The sequence below is a fragment of the Streptomyces sp. NPDC051662 genome, assembly GCF_040681655.1.
Classification (GTDB): Bacteria; Actinomycetota; Actinomycetes; order Streptomycetales; family Streptomycetaceae; genus Streptomyces.
Genome location: NZ_JBFAZD010000016.1, coordinates 204,399 through 220,970, shown reverse-complemented (window position 1 = coordinate 220,970; position 16,572 = coordinate 204,399). Strand labels below are relative to the sequence as shown.

At 69.7% G+C, this 16,572-nt stretch carries 16 protein-coding genes and 1 rRNA gene; 14 read left to right on the top strand and 3 right to left on the bottom strand.

Features of this window, described 5'->3' with window-relative positions:
* From rrf to AB0M67_RS26235, 9 genes are all read left to right on the top strand, one after another.
* Window positions 1–77 (top strand): 5S ribosomal RNA (gene rrf, locus AB0M67_RS26275); the annotation flags it as partial.
* A 74-nt stretch (window positions 78–151) separates the two neighbouring features.
* Complete coding sequence (locus AB0M67_RS26270; RefSeq protein ID WP_365749229.1) at window positions 152–796, top strand: HAD family hydrolase; 645 nt, start codon at window positions 152–154, stop codon at window positions 794–796.
* Window positions 797–922: 126 nt separating this feature from the next.
* Window positions 923–2,128, top strand: a complete 1,206-nt coding sequence (locus AB0M67_RS26265; protein ID WP_365749227.1) for an MFS transporter — start codon at window positions 923–925, stop codon at window positions 2,126–2,128.
* On the top strand, window positions 2,097–3,269 hold the full coding sequence (locus AB0M67_RS26260) for an acetoin utilization protein AcuC (RefSeq protein ID WP_365749225.1): 1,173 nt from the start codon (window positions 2,097–2,099) through the stop codon (window positions 3,267–3,269). Before AB0M67_RS26265 ends, AB0M67_RS26260 begins: the two co-directional genes overlap by 32 nt.
* A gap of 161 nt (window positions 3,270–3,430) precedes the next feature.
* Window positions 3,431–4,246, top strand: a complete 816-nt coding sequence (locus AB0M67_RS26255) for a phosphatase (protein WP_365749224.1) — start codon at window positions 3,431–3,433, stop codon at window positions 4,244–4,246.
* 128 nt (window positions 4,247–4,374) lie between these two features.
* Window positions 4,375–4,587, top strand: a complete 213-nt coding sequence (locus tag AB0M67_RS26250; protein WP_014046653.1) for a helix-turn-helix domain-containing protein — start codon at window positions 4,375–4,377, stop codon at window positions 4,585–4,587.
* Between the two features lie 187 nt (window positions 4,588–4,774).
* A complete protein-coding gene (locus AB0M67_RS26245) occupies window positions 4,775–4,873 on the top strand; it encodes an AURKAIP1/COX24 domain-containing protein (protein ID WP_003948845.1) in 99 nt (32 codons plus the stop codon).
* Between the two features lie 161 nt (window positions 4,874–5,034).
* Window positions 5,035–6,072, top strand: coding sequence for an NAD-dependent epimerase/dehydratase family protein (locus AB0M67_RS26240; RefSeq protein ID WP_365749222.1), 1,038 nt, complete (start codon window positions 5,035–5,037; stop codon window positions 6,070–6,072).
* A 1-nt stretch (window position 6,073) separates the two neighbouring features.
* The gene (locus AB0M67_RS26235; RefSeq protein ID WP_365749220.1) at window positions 6,074–7,144 is read left to right on the top strand and encodes a lysophospholipid acyltransferase family protein; all 1,071 of its coding nucleotides are present in this window, start codon (window positions 6,074–6,076) and stop codon (window positions 7,142–7,144) included.
* Window positions 7,145–7,253: 109 nt separating this feature from the next.
* Here the strand turns inward: AB0M67_RS26235 and AB0M67_RS26230 are convergent, their stop codons facing one another.
* The 3 genes from AB0M67_RS26230 to AB0M67_RS26220 all read right to left on the bottom strand — a co-directional run bounded on the left by AB0M67_RS26230 (window position 7,254) and on the right by AB0M67_RS26220 (window position 10,860).
* Window positions 7,254–8,477, bottom strand: coding sequence for a DUF5667 domain-containing protein (locus AB0M67_RS26230; RefSeq protein ID WP_365749218.1), 1,224 nt, complete (start codon window positions 8,475–8,477; stop codon window positions 7,254–7,256).
* Between the two features lie 277 nt (window positions 8,478–8,754).
* Window positions 8,755–9,549 carry an ECF subfamily RNA polymerase sigma factor, BldN family gene (locus tag AB0M67_RS26225; RefSeq protein WP_365749217.1) on the bottom strand — a complete coding sequence of 265 codons (795 nt, stop codon included), beginning with the start codon at window positions 9,547–9,549 and terminating at the stop codon, window positions 8,755–8,757.
* Window positions 9,550–9,915: 366 nt separating this feature from the next.
* On the bottom strand, window positions 9,916–10,860 hold the full coding sequence (locus AB0M67_RS26220) for an HAD-IB family hydrolase (RefSeq protein ID WP_365749215.1): 945 nt from the start codon (window positions 10,858–10,860) through the stop codon (window positions 9,916–9,918).
* 158 nt (window positions 10,861–11,018) lie between these two features.
* Here AB0M67_RS26220 and AB0M67_RS26215 point away from each other — a divergent pair, with 158 nt between their 5' ends.
* The 5 genes from AB0M67_RS26215 (at window position 11,019) to AB0M67_RS26195 (ending at window position 16,468) form a co-directional block, all read left to right on the top strand.
* Window positions 11,019–11,297: a glutaredoxin family protein gene (locus AB0M67_RS26215; protein ID WP_365749213.1), complete on the top strand. Its 279-nt coding sequence runs from the start codon at window positions 11,019–11,021 to the stop codon at window positions 11,295–11,297.
* Window positions 11,298–11,662: 365 nt separating this feature from the next.
* On the top strand, window positions 11,663–12,487 hold the full coding sequence (locus AB0M67_RS26210; protein WP_365749211.1) for a redox-sensing transcriptional repressor Rex: 825 nt from the start codon (window positions 11,663–11,665) through the stop codon (window positions 12,485–12,487).
* Window positions 12,484–13,839, top strand: coding sequence for a glutamyl-tRNA reductase (locus AB0M67_RS26205; protein ID WP_365749209.1), 1,356 nt, complete (start codon window positions 12,484–12,486; stop codon window positions 13,837–13,839). The genes AB0M67_RS26210 and AB0M67_RS26205 overlap by 4 nt, the downstream gene beginning before the upstream one ends.
* The gene (gene hemC / locus AB0M67_RS26200) at window positions 13,836–14,813 is read left to right on the top strand and encodes a hydroxymethylbilane synthase (RefSeq protein WP_365749207.1); all 978 of its coding nucleotides are present in this window, start codon (window positions 13,836–13,838) and stop codon (window positions 14,811–14,813) included. The genes AB0M67_RS26205 and hemC overlap by 4 nt, the downstream gene beginning before the upstream one ends.
* Window positions 14,810–16,468, top strand: a complete 1,659-nt coding sequence (locus tag AB0M67_RS26195) for a bifunctional uroporphyrinogen-III C-methyltransferase/uroporphyrinogen-III synthase (protein ID WP_365749205.1) — start codon at window positions 14,810–14,812, stop codon at window positions 16,466–16,468. The genes hemC and AB0M67_RS26195 overlap by 4 nt, the downstream gene beginning before the upstream one ends.
* The last annotated feature ends 104 nt before the right edge of the window (window positions 16,469–16,572 follow it).

The following is a 16,572-nucleotide window of genomic DNA, read 5'->3' as shown; positions in this document are numbered from 1 at the left end:
CGAACCCGGAAGCTAAGCCTCACAGCGCCGATGGTACTGCAGGGGGGACCCTGTGGGAGAGTAGGACGCCGCCGAACAATCATTGTGGGAATGCCCCGTGCCTTTTGGCACGGGGCATTCCTGCGTTCAGGGCCCATATTAGGCTCGGTACATGCGCTATGAATTGATCATCTTCGACAATGACGGTGTCCTTGTCGACAGCGAGCCGCTCTCCAACACCATCCTGGCCGCCTACCTCACCGAGCTCGGCCATCCCACCTCCTACGAGGACTCCCTTCGGGACTACATGGGGGCCGCCGTTCATCGCGTCCATGACCTGGTGAAGGAGCGGACAGGGCAGCTTCTGCCCGCGGACTTCGACGACACCCTGCACGCCCGTGTCTTCGCCGCCTTCGAGCGGGAGTTGGAGCCGGTCGACGGTGTGACCGAGGTGCTGGAGAAGCTGGCCGGCGACGGAGTGCCCTACTGTGTCGCCTCCTCCGGGAGCCATGAACGGATCCGTGTCGGGCACCGGAAGACCGGGCTGAGCCGGTGGTTCGAGGACAGCGTCATCTTCAGCGCGCAGGACGTCGGGCGGGGCAAGCCGGCGCCCGATCTCTTTCTCCATGCTGCCGAGCGCATGGGCGTGGCACCCGAGCGCTGCGCGGTGGTGGAGGACAGCCCCCTCGGGGTCCGGGCCGCCAGGGCCGCGGGCATGGATGTGTACGCGTTCACGGCGATGACGCCGGCCGACCAGCTGCCGGGCGCCACCGGATACTTCAGCAGGATGGCCGAACTGCCGGGACTGCTCGCCTGATCTGTTCCCATCCGCCAGGGGATCCGCTGTCGAAGCCTGGGATCCGTCGCGGAGCGGAATCCGTCGCGAGCTCCATTGTGTGATCTGTCTACCCATGGGTAGAGGAGCGTCCTACGCTGTCCGGCCATGACAGACGCGCGCTTGCGGCACGGTCGGCTCTCTCTGGCGCTGAGCTTCTTCGTCCAGGGGGTGACCTTCGCCCTGCTCGTGACGCGTATCCCCGCCATCCAGGACCGGTACGGGATATCCGACGCGCTCCTCCCCGCCTTCCTCGCCGCTGTGCCGGTCCTCGCCGGCGTCGGCAGTGTCGTCACGGAGAAACTGGTCGCGCGGGTGCGGCCCGGGGCGGTGCTGCGCTGGGCGCAGCCCGTCGTACTGCTGGCGCTTCTCGGTGCCGCGGCCGGTGGCGAGGTGTGGCAGCTCGGCCTCGCCCTGGCGGCGTTCGGGCTGTCGGTCGGTGCGCTCGACGCGTCGATGAACATGCTCGGGGTGAGCCTTCAGCGGGCGTACGGCCGGAGCATCATGCTCGGTTTCCATGCCGCGTACAGCCTCGGCGGGATCGCCGGGGCCTCGTTGGCCTGGGCGGGCGCGCACTGGGATCTGCCGCTGCTGGTGTCGTATCTCCCGGTGGTGGCCGTGCTGTTGCCGGCCGCGCTGATCGGCAGCCGCTGGTATGCGGACGCGGACACCGGCCCGGCGGAGGCCGGGGACTCGGCGGGCGCCGCGAGCAAGCCGGTCGACTTCAGGCTGCTCCTGCCGCTGTGTCTTGTCATGGCCTTCGCGTATATCGGTGACTCCACCGTGTCGAACTGGAGCGCCAAGTACCTCCAGGATGTCCTCGGCGGCTCGGAGGAGCTGGCGACGGTTCCGTACAACGTCTATATGGTCACCACACTGCTGGGGCGTGCGGTCGGGGATCTGGGTGTGCGGCGGTTCGGTCCTGTGGCCGTTGTGCGGTGCGGGTCGCTGCTGGCGGGGGCCGGGTTCGCGGTGGTGGCGGTGGCGTCCGCCGCCTGGATGGGGATCCTCGGGTTCGCGATGCTCGGGCTCGGGCTGTGTGTGATCGTGCCGGGGACCTTCGCGGCGGCCGGACGACTGTTTCCCGCCGCGAGTGACACGGCCGTGGCCCGGCTCAATATCTTCAACTACGTGGGCTTCCTGATCGGATCGCCGCTGGTGGGGGCGGTTGGGGACCTGTGGAGCTACCGGGGCGCGATGCTCGTACCGATGGTGATGGTTTTGGTGACGCTCGTGTACGCCCGCTCGTTCGGAGAGCGGCAGGACCGATACGGTGGCGGGCATGAGCGGCCGCGCACGGTTGATGTGGGATGACGCAGTAACGGGATACGACTTCGGGCCCAGCCACCCGATGGATCCCGTACGGCTCGTGCTGACCATGGGGTTGGTGCGGGCGTACGGGCTGGACCGGGCGGCGGATGTGGTGGCCGCGCCGGCCGCCGGGGATTCGACGCTGCGCCTCGTCCACCGGCAGGAGTATGTGGACGCGGTTCGGCGGGCCTCGCTGGATCCGCGCGGTGCCGACGGGTCGTACGGCCTCGGCACGCCGGACGATCCGGCCTTCGCGGGGATGCACGAGACATCGGCGCTGATCGCCGGGCAGTCGGTCGGTGCGGCCGAGGCGGTGTGGCACGGGGAGACCGCGCACGCCGTGAACTTCGCCGGCGGGCTGCATCACGCCATGCCCGGCTCGGCGTCCGGGTTCTGTATCTACAACGACGCGGCCCTGGCGATCGCGCGGCTTCTGGAGCTGGGCGCGGAGCGGGTCGCGTACATCGATGTGGACGTGCATCACGGGGACGGGGTCCAGACGGCGTTCTGGGAGGACCCCCGGGTGCTGACGGTGTCTCTGCACGAGCACCCGCGGACGCTTTTCCCGCAGACCGGCTGGGCGGAGGAGACCGGCGGTGGCGCGGGCGAGGGCAGCGCGGTGAATGTGGCGCTGCCGGCCGGTACGGGGGACGAGGGCTGGCTGCGGGCGTTCCACTCGGTGGTGCCCGAGCTGCTGGCGGACTTCCGGCCGCAGGTGCTGGTGACACAGCACGGCGCGGATACGCATTTCGAGGATCCGCTGGCACATCTCGCGGTGTCGCTCGACGCGCAGCGTGCGGTGCAGGCGTCCTGCCATGACCTGGTGCACGAGTATGTGGACGGCGGGCGGTGGGTGGCGCTGGGCGGTGGCGGGTACGCGGTCGTCGATGTGGTGCCCCGGTCCTGGACCCATCTGGTGGGGATCGCCGCGCACGCGCCGATCGACCCGCTGTCGGAGGTGCCGGAGTCCTGGCGGGATGAGGTGTATGCGCGGACGCGGCAGCTGGGTCCCGGGCGGATGACGGACGGGCGGACGCCGGCCTGGCAGCCGTGGGAGGCCGGATACGATCCGGCGGACCGGCTGGACCAGGCGGTGCTGGCGACGCGCAAGGCGGTGTTCCCGCTGCGGGGGCTGCTGGCGTAGCGGGAGGCGGGGCGTCGGGCCCCGGCTCCCGTCACGATTCGCGGGTTCGCCGGGTCGTCGGTTCGCAGATTCGCCGGTCCGCTGGTTCGCTGTTACGCCAACTGTGCGGTGAATCAGGGGTTCCAGCCCGCCGGAGTGCCGTAAGCGGCAGGATCGACCGGGTGTTGAGTACCGGAGCGCTGCGGGCGCATCTGCTGGCGGCCAGGCTGGCCGGACCTGTGGCCACCTCGCGTGAGGCGAGTCTGCGCAGCTACCGTCTCTTCGCCGCGCGCGATCCGCGTGCGACGCTCGGACTCGATCCGGAATGGGCATGGAACGAGCAGGACTTGCTCAGGCTCATGGCCGACAAGTGTGGGGTTTCCGCTGATTCCGATCATGTGTCGGGTCCTGATGTCATCGATCCCGAGCGGACGCTGACCGCGCTCGACGCGTTCGCCGGCCGGCTGGGCGCCGTGGCGGAGCGGAGGGCTCCGGTGCTGCTCGGGACGGGGCATCCGCATCGGCTTCTCGGGTTCTACGCGGAGCTGGCAGACGCTTTGTCGGCGGCGGGATGTCTCGTTCTCACTCCCGCGCAGGGGCGATGTGTCGACATAACGACCCGGTTCGGGGTACGTACGTACAACCTTGACTACGTACGGGGAGTCGCGCTGATGCGGGAGCCCGGCGTGCGATGCGCCGGGCGTGAGACCGGCGCGCACACCCATTCACCACTGCCGGTCCGGGTGGCTCTGGAGGGGGTGGCGGAGTCCGGGGGCCCGCTGCCCGAGCTCGTCGTGGGGGATCACGGCTGGGTCTGCGGGGCAGGTCAGCTGGGCATTGAGACCATCGGTCTCGCCGATACGGATGACCCCGCGCTGTTCGTCGGGGAGGCGGAGGGGCGGGTGTCCGTCGCCGTTCCCCTCGATGACGCCGTGCGGTCTGATTACTACCGGCCGCTTACGCGCTATGTACTCAATCGGGCGTGTCTGTCACAGTAGGCGGCTGAAGGCTGCTCCTCTTCCCCACTCGCATCACCCGCCCCTAGTCTGGTGAGTGAGCGCACAGCGACGAAGAGTTACCGGAGGGGAAGCCGGTGGCCGTCGCGTGCGGAAGGTACAGGTGGGTCATGGCTGCTGGCAGCGAGAGGCCTCTCAACGAGGTCAAGTTCCTTACCGTGGCGGAAGTCGCCTCAGTGATGCGAGTGTCGAAGATGACCGTGTACCGCTTGGTGCACAGCGGTCATCTGCCGGCGATCCGGGTGGGCAGGTCATTCCGGGTTCCGGAGCAAGCGGTTCACGAGTACCTCCGCGAGTCATTTGTGGGGGTCGAGTCTGCGTGATGCCGAGACCGGTACGGCTCGTTCCCCGTCGCGGCGCGTGTCGCGACGGGGTGCGTGGCGCCGGGAGAATCACCTCGGGTGTCCCTCGGATTACGTCCCTCACTCGGCGGCGGGTAGGCTAGGCCGACGTAGGTCGTGTGGGCCCAGACGCCCCGCACCGAGTGAAGAGAAGTGAGCGAGGGTAGTCGTGGGCTCTGTTATCAAGAAGCGGCGTAAGCGGATGGCCAAGAAGAAGCACCGCAAGCTGCTCAAGCGCACCCGCGTTCAGCGTCGCAACAAGAAGTAGCGGCAGCTGTTCGTGCATTCGCGGCCCTTCCACCGACACGGTGGGAGGGCCGCGGTGTTTGCCGGTCAAAGAAATGGTGTGGCGCGTCGTGCGGTCACCCTGGCGCGATACCGACCCGATACGGTGGCGGCCACGGAGACTTTCAGGGGAAGGCGCTGATCTTGGGCAAGGTCGTGCTCGTGACAGGAGCGGCCCGTCAGCTCGGAGGCCGTTTCGTACGGCGCGTTCAGCGCCAATCCGATGTGGACCGGGTCATCGCCGTGGACGCGGTCCCGCCCGCGCATCAGTTGGACGAGGCGAAATTCGTCCGCGCGGATATCCGCCAGCCGGTTATCGCGCGGATTCTGGCCGAGCACGGAGTCGACACCGTCGTCCATCTGGATGTGACGGGCACTCCGCTGGGCTCCGGCGGGCGTGCCGCGGTCAAGGAGACCAATGTCATCGGCACGATGCAGCTGCTCGGCGCCTGCCAGAAGTCGCCGACGGTGAAGCGGCTGGTGGTCAAGTCCAGTACGAGTGTGTACGGTTCCGCGCCCCGCGATCCGGCGATCTTCACGGAGACCACGCCGCCCAAATCGCTGCCGAGCGGCGGCTTCGCCAAGGACGCGGTGGAGGTCGAGGGGTACGTACGCGGGTTCGCGCGCCGCAGACCCGATGTGGCGGTCTGTGTGCTGCGCTTCGCGAATATCCTGGGGCCAGCGGCGGATTCACCGCTCGCCGAATATCTCTCGCTGCCCATGCTGCCGACGGTCTTCGGTTACGACCCGCGGCTCCAGTTCGTCCATGAGGACGATGTGGTCGACATCCTGCTGATCGCCTCGGACGAGCCGCGACGCGGGACGCTCAACAGCGGGACCTTCAATGTCGCCGGTGAGGGCGTGCTGCTGCTCTCGCAGTGCTCACGGCGGCTGGGGCGGCCCACGGTGCCCGTTCCGCTGCCCGCCGTGACCTGGGTCGGTACGGCGCTGCGTACGGTCGGGATGACGGACTTCGCGCCGGAACAGATCAGGCTGCTGACTCATGGCCGGGTGGTCAGCACGGACCAGATGCGCGAGACCCTGGGCTTTGTGCCCCGGTTCACGACCGCGGAGGCCTTCGCGGACTTCGCGCGCGCCCGGGGCGCCGGGCTGCTGCCGCCCGAGGCGGTGGCCCGTACTGTCGACCGGCTCTCCACTCTCGTCAGCAAGGAGCGCATCTGACATGGCTGATGCCAAGGTCATCCCCTTCGGTGATGAACCGAGGTCGAGGCGTGGATCCACCGGCGGCCGGCGGCGGCGAGGAGACGCCAACGACGGCGCTCCGAAGCGCTCGCAGGGGCCGGGGGCGGGGCCGGGTCCCGTACGGGAGGCGGGATCGGGGGGACCGCTGCTGCCCGTACCGGAACCGGAATCGGAGCCGGCTGCGGAGTCGGCTGCGGAACCGGCGCCCGAGGGCGGCTGGGAGCGGCGGCTCGCGGGCGGGCTGGCGTTTCTGCGCCGACGGCTCACCGGCGAGTACGACATCGACGAGTTCGGGTACGACAGGGAACTCACCGACCAGGTCCTGATGTCGTTGATCCGGCCGCTCTACGAGAACTACTTCCGGGTCGAGGTGAAGGGCATCGAGAACATCCCGTCGGACGGCGGGGCGCTCGTGGTGGCCAATCACTCGGGGACGCTGCCGCTGGACGGGCTGATGATGCAGGTCGCCGTGCGCGACAACCATCCGGCGGACCGGCATCTGCGGCTGCTGGCGGCCGATCTGGTCTTTGTGCTGCCCGTGGTCAACGAGCTGGCGCGGAAAGCCGGGCACACCCTGGCGTGCGCGGAGGACGCCGAGATACTGCTCCGGCGCGGCGAGGTCGTCGGGGTGATGCCGGAGGGCTTCAAGGGGCTGGGCAAGCCGTTCGGCGACCGGTACAAGCTTCAGCGGTTCGGCCGGGGCGGGTTCGTGTCGACGGCGCTGCGTGCGGGGGCGCCGATCGTGCCGTGTTCGATCGTGGGCGCCGAGGAGATCTATCCGATGATCGGCAACTCCCGGACGCTGGCCCGGCTGCTGGGTGTGCCGTACTTCCCGATCACACCGACGTTCCCCTGGCTGGGGCCGCTGGGAATGCTGCCGCTGCCGACGAAGTGGACGATCCAGTTCGGTGCGCCGATCCCGACGGACGGCTATCCGCCCGAGGCGGCGGAGGATCCGATGCTGATGTTCAATCTGACGGATCAGGTCCGCGAGCAGATCCAGCACACGCTCTACAAGTTGCTGGTGCAGCGGCGGTCGGTGTTCTTCTGAACGAGGGCGTGCGCGAGGACGTGCGTGAGGACGCGTACGAGGGGCGGTGCTCCGGTGGAGCACCGCCCCTCACTTGTACAGCCGCTGATGGTTACCGATCCCGCGTCCTCTACTGATCCGCGTCCTCGGCCTTGAAGCCGAGTCCGGGCAGCAGATCCGGCAGCAGCGGCGGGATCGTGACGTCCGGTCCTGGACGGTCGGAGCTGTCCTGGTTCTCGGACGGCGACGGCGTGGCGCTGCTCTGCGGCGGGTCGAGCAGGCCGCCCGTGCCGCCGCCGAGCAGGCCCTCCTCGGACGCGCTGTCCGAGTCGGGCGCGGACGGGTCGGGCCGGTCGCTGGTGTGCGAGCCACTGCCGCCGCCCTCGCTCGGTGCGGAGGGCGAGGGATCGCTCGGACGCCCGGTGCCGGTGGAGTCGGGTGTGGAGCCGGGGTGCGTGGCTCCCGCCTGCTTCTCCGGTGGGCGCGGCAGCAGTGACTGGAGCGGAGCGACCTCTTCGTCTATGGCGTCGAAGACCGAACTGACTTCGTCGCCGACGTCCGTCAGCTGGACGGGCAGCCGCTCGCGCAGCCCGTTCCAGGCCTGGCGGTGCGAGGCGGAGAACGACGAGAGGGTGGCGATCGGGCCGAGTGAGCCGTCCCGTTCGTATGCCTGATGGAGCAGGCGGTGGCCCTCTGCGGCGTCGTGTTTCATCCCGCTGAGCGTACGTCGGATCTCGCCCATGGATTCGTGGTCGAGCCGGCCGGAGCGGCCACGTTCCATGAGCCGACGGGTCTCGCTGAGCCGGGTCGAGGCGTGGTCCAGATACAGCTCGCCGCGGTCGGACTCGTCGTCCGCCAGATTGAGCTTGAAGTCCTCCATTCCTCGTTTCAGCCCGTACAGCGAATCACCGGGCAGGGCGTCGGAACTGGCAGCGGCGACTCCGCCGAAGGCGCCCGCCGCCACACCGACCGTGAGCCCGCCCGCCGCAAGGCCCTTGGACCAACGGGATCTGGGGCGCAGTCTCCGGAGGCGGGAAGCCCGGTGGGCACCCCGTCCGGACTTGCGCTGCTCCGGCACCGTAGGGCCCGGAGTCGCCCCCCCGGCGGCTGTGTCCTCCAGCAGCATGGCCTCCATGGCTGCCACGAGCTGTGCCCGTTGCACCATTTTGACCTCGGGGTCCAGCGTCGGTTTCGGCAGTTCACCGAGACCACTCGCCAGGGCCAACAGCCGCCCCTGTTCGGCCGGTTCGGCCGACTCGGCGGGCTGTTCGGCCGCCGCGCCCTGGACCGTCTGGTCTTCCAGGGCCTGGGCGAAGGCGTTCGCCCGCCGGTGTGCCGAAACGTTCGCGATCACTGGCGGCACCTCCTCTCGTCATGACGATCGACTCCCCTGGGGGTCCGGAAGGTTGCACGCCTTGAGCACATCCACACGATTGAGTGAGTGGCTGCGGGCATGGCGTGACCGCAGGGAGCCTGCATCCCGCACAACGAGCGGCGCGGCACATGGGTTACGCGCGAAGGATGATCGGACCAGCGCGTCATCGAGGCGTCACCGACTGTGAGTTGGGTCCGAGGTGGGGGTGGGCGGAGGGGGGACGGCCGGCTGGTGGAGGGTGGGGGGACAGCGGCGGTCAGCGGGCGTCTTCGGGCAACAGCCGGGCCAGTGTTCGTACGGCTCGGTACTGCAAGGTTTTGATCGCTCCTTCGTTCTTGCCCATGACGCGGGCCGTCTCGGCGACCGAGAGACCTTGCAGGAAGCGCAGTGTGACGCACTCCTGCTGCTGTGGGTTGAGCTTGCGTACGGCTTCGAGCAGCGCCGCGTTCGAGAGGGACTCCAGGACGGAGTCCTCCGGGCTGCGCTCCACCTCGTTGGCGTCGAGCATTTCGCCCGTGGTCACTTCGAGTCGGAAACGGCTCGATTTGAAATGGTCCGCGACCAGGTTCCGGGCGATCGTGACCAGCCAGGCGCCGAAGTCGCGCCCTTGCCAGGTGAAGGTGGAGATCCGGCGCAGTGCGCGCAGGAACGTCTCGCTGGTGAGATCCTCCGCGGTCGCCTTCCCGCCCACGCGGTAGTAGATATAACGGTAGACGGTGTCGCTGTACTGGTCGTACAGCCGGCCGAAGGCCTCGGCCTCACCGGCCTGGGCGCGCTCGACGAGCTCCATCATGCGGGCGCTGTCGCTGTCGGCGCTGGGTCGACGGGCGGTGGTCGAGGCGGCGGTGCTGCTTCGGCTCCCCCGTCTGCCGACCGCCGCACCGCCGCTCGCCAGGGCATAACAAGGACCGATAGGGCCGCTCACGGCAGGGGCCGGTGCGGCGAAGGCGGGGACGGCGTACGCGGTGGGGACGAAGCCGCGCAAGTGGTCGAGGACCGTTGCGCGCAGCGTAGCCAGGCCCGAGGCGTCAACCCCGACGTGTGGGTACACGGGACTCCCAGAGGCAGAGCTTCCATCACGTGCAGTGCGGGACCGTTCACTCGTCGTGGCGACGTGTGGGGTCCGGTATGCGTCTGAGGAGAATAACGCTTCGTACAGGCAGTGCTACACCCAGTTGCTCAAATCATCGATTACGTCGCTTCCATGACGCCTATGCGGCGTATCTAGTCGCACATCGTGACCATTTGCTGATCGGATTGCGTCAAGATCTGTCTGCTCTCGCGATGGGTTGTGCCTGGGTGACGGATGTACGTACGGCCCTGCGGGGATTCTCGCAGGGCCGTACGTGTCGATTTGTCGCCCGGCGGCGTGTCTCCTGGGCGTGTCTCTCGTTGCGGCCCGGCCGGCGACGCTGTGTCAGCGGCGGCGGCGGTGCAGGGCGACCGCAGCGGCCGTGCCGCCCGCGAGGGCGCCGACTCCGGCCGCCGCCGGGATACCGACCTTGGCCGCCTTGCGGCCGGTCCGGTAGTCGCGCAGCCGCCAGTCCAGCCGGCGCGCGTGCTTGCGGAGCTTGGCGTCGGGGTTGATGGCGTACGGGTGTCCGACCAGCGAGAGCATCGGGATGTCGTTGTGCGAGTCGCTGTACGCCGCGCAGCGGTCCAGGTCGAAGCCCTCGGTGGCGGCCAGGGCGCGGACGGCCTCGGCCTTCGCGGGGCCGTGCAGCGGTTCGCCGACGAGCTTGCCGGTGTAGACGCCGTCGATCGATTCGGCGACGGTGCCGAGGGCGCCGGTCAGGCCGAGCCGGCGGGCGATGATCGTCGCGGTCTCGACGGGCGCCGCCGTCACCAGCCAGACCTGCTGCCCCGCGTCCAGGTGGGCCTGGGCGAGCGCGCGGGTGCCCGGCCAGATCCGGTCGGCCATGTACTCGTCGTAGACCTCCTCGCCGATGGACATCAGCTCGGAGACCCGGTGGCCCTTGACGATGGACAGGGCGCTGTCGCGGGCGTCCTGCATGTGCTCGGGGTCCTCGACCCCGGCCACCCGGAACCAGGCCTGCTGCCAGGCGAACCGGGCGAGCTCACGGCGCTGGAAGAACTTCCGCTTGTACAGGCCGCGGCCGAGATGGAAGATCGCGGCGCCCTGCATCACGGTGTTGTCGAGATCGAAGAAGGCGGCGGCGCGGTTGTCCCCGAAGACGGGGAAGTCGGGCACCTTGTCCGCCTTGGCGGCGGCCTCGGCCTCCGACGCCGCGTGTGACTCCTGCGTGGATCTGAGTCCCGCCTCGGCTGCGGCCTCGCCTGCGAGCACGCTCCGTGCGGTGGCGGAGCGCTTGCGGGGGGTGAGCCATCCCAGTGCGGCCATAGCGTGAGCATAGCCAGTCTGTTCGGTACTTCCCGACGCGTGGGGATGCCGTGGAGTGAACTCTCCACGGCCGGTGCGTTAATCCGCTGATCGTGTGATCCGGTCCCGGCTGTGGACGACCGGCACCACCGCGAGCGGTGCGGGCGGAGAATGGCCGCATGAGTCCTCTGCTGCGACGTAAGACGAAGAAGAAGGCCGCCGAGCGGATGGTGACGCTCGTCTCGAAACCCGGGTGCCATCTCTGCGACGACGCCCGCGCCGTGATCGAAACGGTGTGCGCGGAGACCGGAGCATCATGGGAGGAAAAGGATATTACGCGGGACGAAGAGCTGCATCGCGCGTACTGGGAGCAGATTCCGGTTGTCCTGGTGGACGGGGAGCAGCACACATTCTGGCGGGTGGACGCGGATCGGCTCCGCCGCGAACTGGGGGGCTGAAGGGAAAGACGGTTACCATCGTGGGCGCTTTGCTGGGTTTTCTCTGGTGATCATGCTCCGGGCCGCGACAGTGGTCCCGGGATGGCGTCGGGCGTCCGGGGATCGGTCCCGGGAGGCAGGGGGAGCGGTCTCGGGGGCGTATTCGTTGAGGAGTGTGTGCGGTTTTGCCCCCTTCGTGTGTGCAACGGGTTGACGTGGTCTCCGGTTCCGTCACCGCGGGATCGACGCGCGTGACCCCGGTCACTTTGCTCGGACAAAGCGGACACAATCTTTGTGCACGCGTTCACAAAGACATAACCTGCATTCGACGGGGCGGTCCAGGGACATACGACCGCCTGCAGCCTCGCTCATCCCGCAGGAGCACCGTGGCAACTGGCCGAACTCACCGACCGGCGACCCGTAGCCGAGGAATCCCCGAGGCCACCGTCGCCAGGCTTCCGCTGTATCTGCGGGCGCTGACCGCTCTGTCCGAGCGTTCCGTACCCACGGTCTCCTCCGAAGAGCTCGCGACCGCGGCCGGGGTCAACTCCGCCAAGCTGCGGAAGGACTTCTCCTATCTCGGTTCCTACGGGACGCGCGGCGTGGGCTACGACGTCGAGTATCTCGTCTACCAGATCTCCCGCGAGCTGGGGCTGACGCAGGACTGGCCGGTCGTCATCGTCGGTATCGGTAACCTCGGCGCCGCGCTCGCCAATTACGGCGGATTCGCCTCCCGCGGGTTCCGGGTGGCCGCGCTGATAGACGCCGATCCCGCGATGGCGGGCAAGCCGGTCGCCGGGATGCCGGTCCAGCACACGGACGAGCTGGAGAAGATCATCACCGACAACGGCGTGTCGATCGGGGTCATCGCGACCCCGGCGGGCGCCGCCCAGCAGGTCTGCGAGCGGCTGGTCGCCGCCGGTGTGACCTCCATCCTCAACTTCGCGCCGACCGTGCTCTCGGTGCCGGACGGCGTGGACGTCCGCAAGGTCGACCTCTCCATCGAGCTCCAGATCCTCGCCTTCCACGAGCAGCGCAAGGCCGGTGAGGGGGCCGCGGCGGAAGCGGCGGCAGCCGCCGAGCGCGGCAGCGCGGTCGGCACCGTGGGCATGAGCGGCACCGATGCGGGCGTGGACGCGCCGGAGGCGGGCAGCGCCGCCGCGAACCGGAAGGGACCCGACGGGGACGTCCCCGCGGTGATGCCAGCATGAGTCTCCTGGTCGTCGGAGTGAGCCATCGCAGCGCACCCGTGAGTGTGCTGGAGCGGGCCTCCCTTGCCACCGACACACAGATCAAGCTGTTGCAGGACTCGCTCGCCGCGGAGCCCGCGACCGAGGCCGCGGTCCTCGCCACCTGCAACCGCATCGAGCTGTACGCCGACGTCGACAAGTTCCACGCCGGGGTCGCCGAGCTGTCCACGCTCCTCGCCCGGCACAGCGGTGTCGGCCTGGAGGAGCTCACCCCGTATCTCTATGTGCACTACGAGGACCGGGCCGTCCACCATCTCTTCTCGGTGGCCTGCGGGCTGGACTCGATGGTCGTCGGCGAGGGCCAGATCCTCGGACAGATCAAGGACGCGCTGGCGCTGGGGCAGGAGCTGCACACCGCGGGCCGGCTGCTCAACGACCTCTTCCAGCAGGCCCTGCGGGTCGGCAAGCGCGCCCACAGCGAGACCGGGATCGACCGGGCCGGGCAGTCGCTGGTCACCTTCGGTCTGGAGCAGCTCGCCGCCGGCGCGGCCGTGGACGCCTGGGCCAAGAAGAAGCGCGCGCTGGTGATCGGCGCGGGCTCGATGTCCTCGCTGGCCGCCGCGACACTCGCGCGCCTCGGCGTCGACGAGATCGTCATCGCCAACCGCACGGCCGCGCGCGCCGACCGGCTCGTACAGATCCTGACCGAGCCCGGCTCCACGGGCGTCCTCGCGCGTGCCGTGGACATGACCGCCCTCGCCGACGAGCTGCCCCGCGCCGATGTGGTCGTCTCCTGCACGGGCGCGACCGGGCTGGTGCTGACCTACAGCGCCGTCGAGACGGCGCTGCACCGCCGTACGACCCAGCTGGCGCTGCTGGACCTCGCCATGCCCCGTGACATAGACGCCGCCGTGCACCGCCTCGGCGGGGTGCGGTTCGTGGATATCGAGTCGCTGGCCGAGGCGTCCGCCGACGCCCCCATGGCCGCCGATGTCGATCAGGTACGCACCATCGTCTCGGACGAGGTGGCGGCCTTCGGCGCCGCCCAGCGCGCCGCTCACATCACACCGACCGTGGTCGCGCTGCGCGCCATGGCCGCCGATGTGGTGAGCAGCGAGGTCGCGCGCCTCGAAGGCAGGCTCCCCGGGCTTGACGACAAGCAGCGCGCCGAGATCACCAGGACCGTGCGCCGCGTCGTCGACAAACTCCTGCACGCGCCCACCGTGCGGGTCAAGCAGCTGGCAGGCGAGCCCGGCGGTGCCGGGTACGCGGACGCGCTGCGTGAACTCTTCGACCTCGACCCGCAGACGGTCGCCGCCGTCAGCCGGGCCGACCTGAATGACACCGACGGTGTAGGCAGAGGGCGAGTATGACCGAGAAGGCACTGAGGCCCGAGAAGCCGCTGAGGCTCGGAACCAGGCGCAGCAAGCTCGCCATGGCACAGTCCGGCCAGGTGGCGGACGCCGTGCGGGAGCTGACCGGCCGGCCGGTGGAGCTGGTCGAGATCACCACGTACGGCGACACCTCCCGCGAGCATCTCGCGCAGATCGGCGGCACGGGAGTCTTCGTGACCGCGCTGCGTGACGCGCTGCTGGCGGGCGAGGTCGACTTCGCCGTGCACTCCCTCAAGGATCTGCCGACGACCCAGCCCGACGATCTGACCCTGGCGGCCGTGCCGCGCCGTGAGGACCCCCGGGACGTGCTGATCGCGCGCGACGGGCTGACCTTCGAGCGGCTGCCGGCGGGCGCCCGGGTCGGTACGGGGTCGCCGCGCCGGATGGCGCAGCTCAACGCGTACGCGCGCAACCATGGCCGCACCATCGAAACCGTACCGATCCGCGGGAACATCGACACGCGGATCGGCTATGTCAGCGACGGGGAGCTCGACGCGGTCGTACTCGCCGCCGCAGGGCTTCACCGCATCGGCCGGATCGACGAGGTGACCGAGTTCCTGTCGGTCGACACGGTCCTGCCCGCCCCCGGCCAGGGGGCCCTTGCTGTCGAGTGCGCCGCGGTCAACGTGGACCTCGCCGCAGTGCTCGCCGAGCTCGACGACCCGTACACCCGGGCCGCCGTGACCGCCGAGCGTTCCCTGCTCGCCGCCCTGGAGGCCGGCTGCAGCGCACCCGTGGGTGCGTTGGCCGACCTGCTGGCCGACGGACAGGTTGTCAACGAAATGCGCCTGCGCGGCGTCGTCGGCACGACCGACGGCTCGACGCTGGTGCAGCTGTCCACCACCGGTCCCGTACCCACGTCGCACGGCGACGCCATCGCGCTCGGTCGCGAACTCGCGTCCGAGATGCTCGCCAAGGGTGCGGCCGGTCTTATGGGGGAGCGAGCACTTTGAGCCCCACCACCTCTGACCTTCCAGCCTGCTCCGCATCGGGGCACGTCACCTTCCTCGGTGCCGGACCCGGAGATCCGGGTCTGCTGACACTCCGCGCCGTCGAGGCGCTCGCGGGGGCGGATGTACTGATTGCCGAGCCTGATGTGCTCGAAGTCGTACGCGGCCACGCCAGGGCGGGTGTGCACACCCCTGCGCTGACGGTTGTTGACGATGTGTCAGCAGCCGCCGGGATCCCCGCGATCCGGGATGCGGCCAATCTTGTCATGGAGGCCGCGCGGGGCGGCAAGCGGGTCGTGCGTGCGGTCTCCGGTGACCCGGGGCTGGACGGCGACGCGGGCACGGAGATGTTCGCCTGTGCCACCGCGGGCATTCCCTTCGAAGTCGTCCCCGGCATCGCAGCCGCGGTCGGTGTGCCGGCGTACGCCGGGGTACCGCTGCGCGACGCGCAGGGCACGGACGTACGGCTCGTGGACGCCAGGACCGCCGGTGAGCGGTGCTGGACCGAGCTCGGCGCGAGCGACGGCACGGTCGTCATCTCCACCACCCTGGACTCGGTCGCGAGCGCCGCCGGTGAGCTGGTCGCGGCCGGCCGTAAGCCGGACACCCCGATGACCGTCACCGTCGCCGGTACGACCACTCGTCAGCGCACCTGGAACGCCACGCTCGGCACCATCGCGCAGATCCTGAAGCAGGCGAAGGTGCTGCCCTCCCCGGAGGGGCACCAGCCCGTCATAGCCGTGGTCGGTGAGCGCAGCGCCGCCGCGCAGCGCGACCAGCTCGCGTGGTTCGAGTCCAAGCCCCTGTTCGGCTGGAAGGTGCTCGTCCCGCGGACGAAGGAGCAGGCCGCGTCGCTCTCCGACCAGCTCAGGTCGTACGGCGCGGTCCCGCACGAGGTCCCGACCATCGCGGTCGAGCCGCCGCGCACGCCCCAGCAGATGGAGCGCGCGGTCAAGGGCCTGGTCACCGGCCGGTACGAGTGGATCGCGTTCACTTCGGTCAACGCCGTGAAGGCGGTGCGGGAGAAGTTCGAGGAGTACGGGCTCGACGCCCGCGCCTTCGCCGGGATCAAGGTCGCCGCGGTGGGCGAGCAGACCGCCGCGTCGCTCGTGGACTTCGGGGTGAAGCCCGACCTGGTGCCGTCGGGCGAGCAGTCGGCGGCCGGGCTGCTGGAGGACTGGCCGCCCTACGACCCGGTCTTCGACCCGATCGACCGGGTGTTCCTGCCGCGCGCCGATATCGCCACCGAGACGCTGGTGGCGGGGCTGATCGAGCTGGGCTGGGAGGTCGACGACGTCACCGCGTACCGCACGGTGCGCGCCTCGCCGCCGCCGGCCGAGACCCGCGAGGCGATCAAGGGCGGCGGCTTCGACGCCGTGCTCTTCACCTCGTCCTCGACCGTGCGGAACCTGGTCGGTATCGCGGGCAAGCCGCACAACGTGACGGTGATCGCGTGCATCGGCCCCGCGACGGCGAAGACCGCCGAGGAGCACGGACTGCGCGTGGACGTCCTCTCGCCGGAGCCATCGGTGCACAAGCTGGCCGAGGCGCTCGCCGCGTTCGGCACGCAGCGCCGTGAGGCGGCGAAGGAGGCAGGCGAAACGGTCACGCGGCCGAGCGAGCGCAGGCCGGGCAGCCGCAGGCGCCGTACGACCTGAGACGTGTACGCCCGCGAGCCGGGCGGGTGCGTCGAACGATGTGGGGCCGGGTCGCCGAGGCGGCCCGGCCCCGCTGTCGTCTCCGGGCGGCGCCGGGCGGGCGA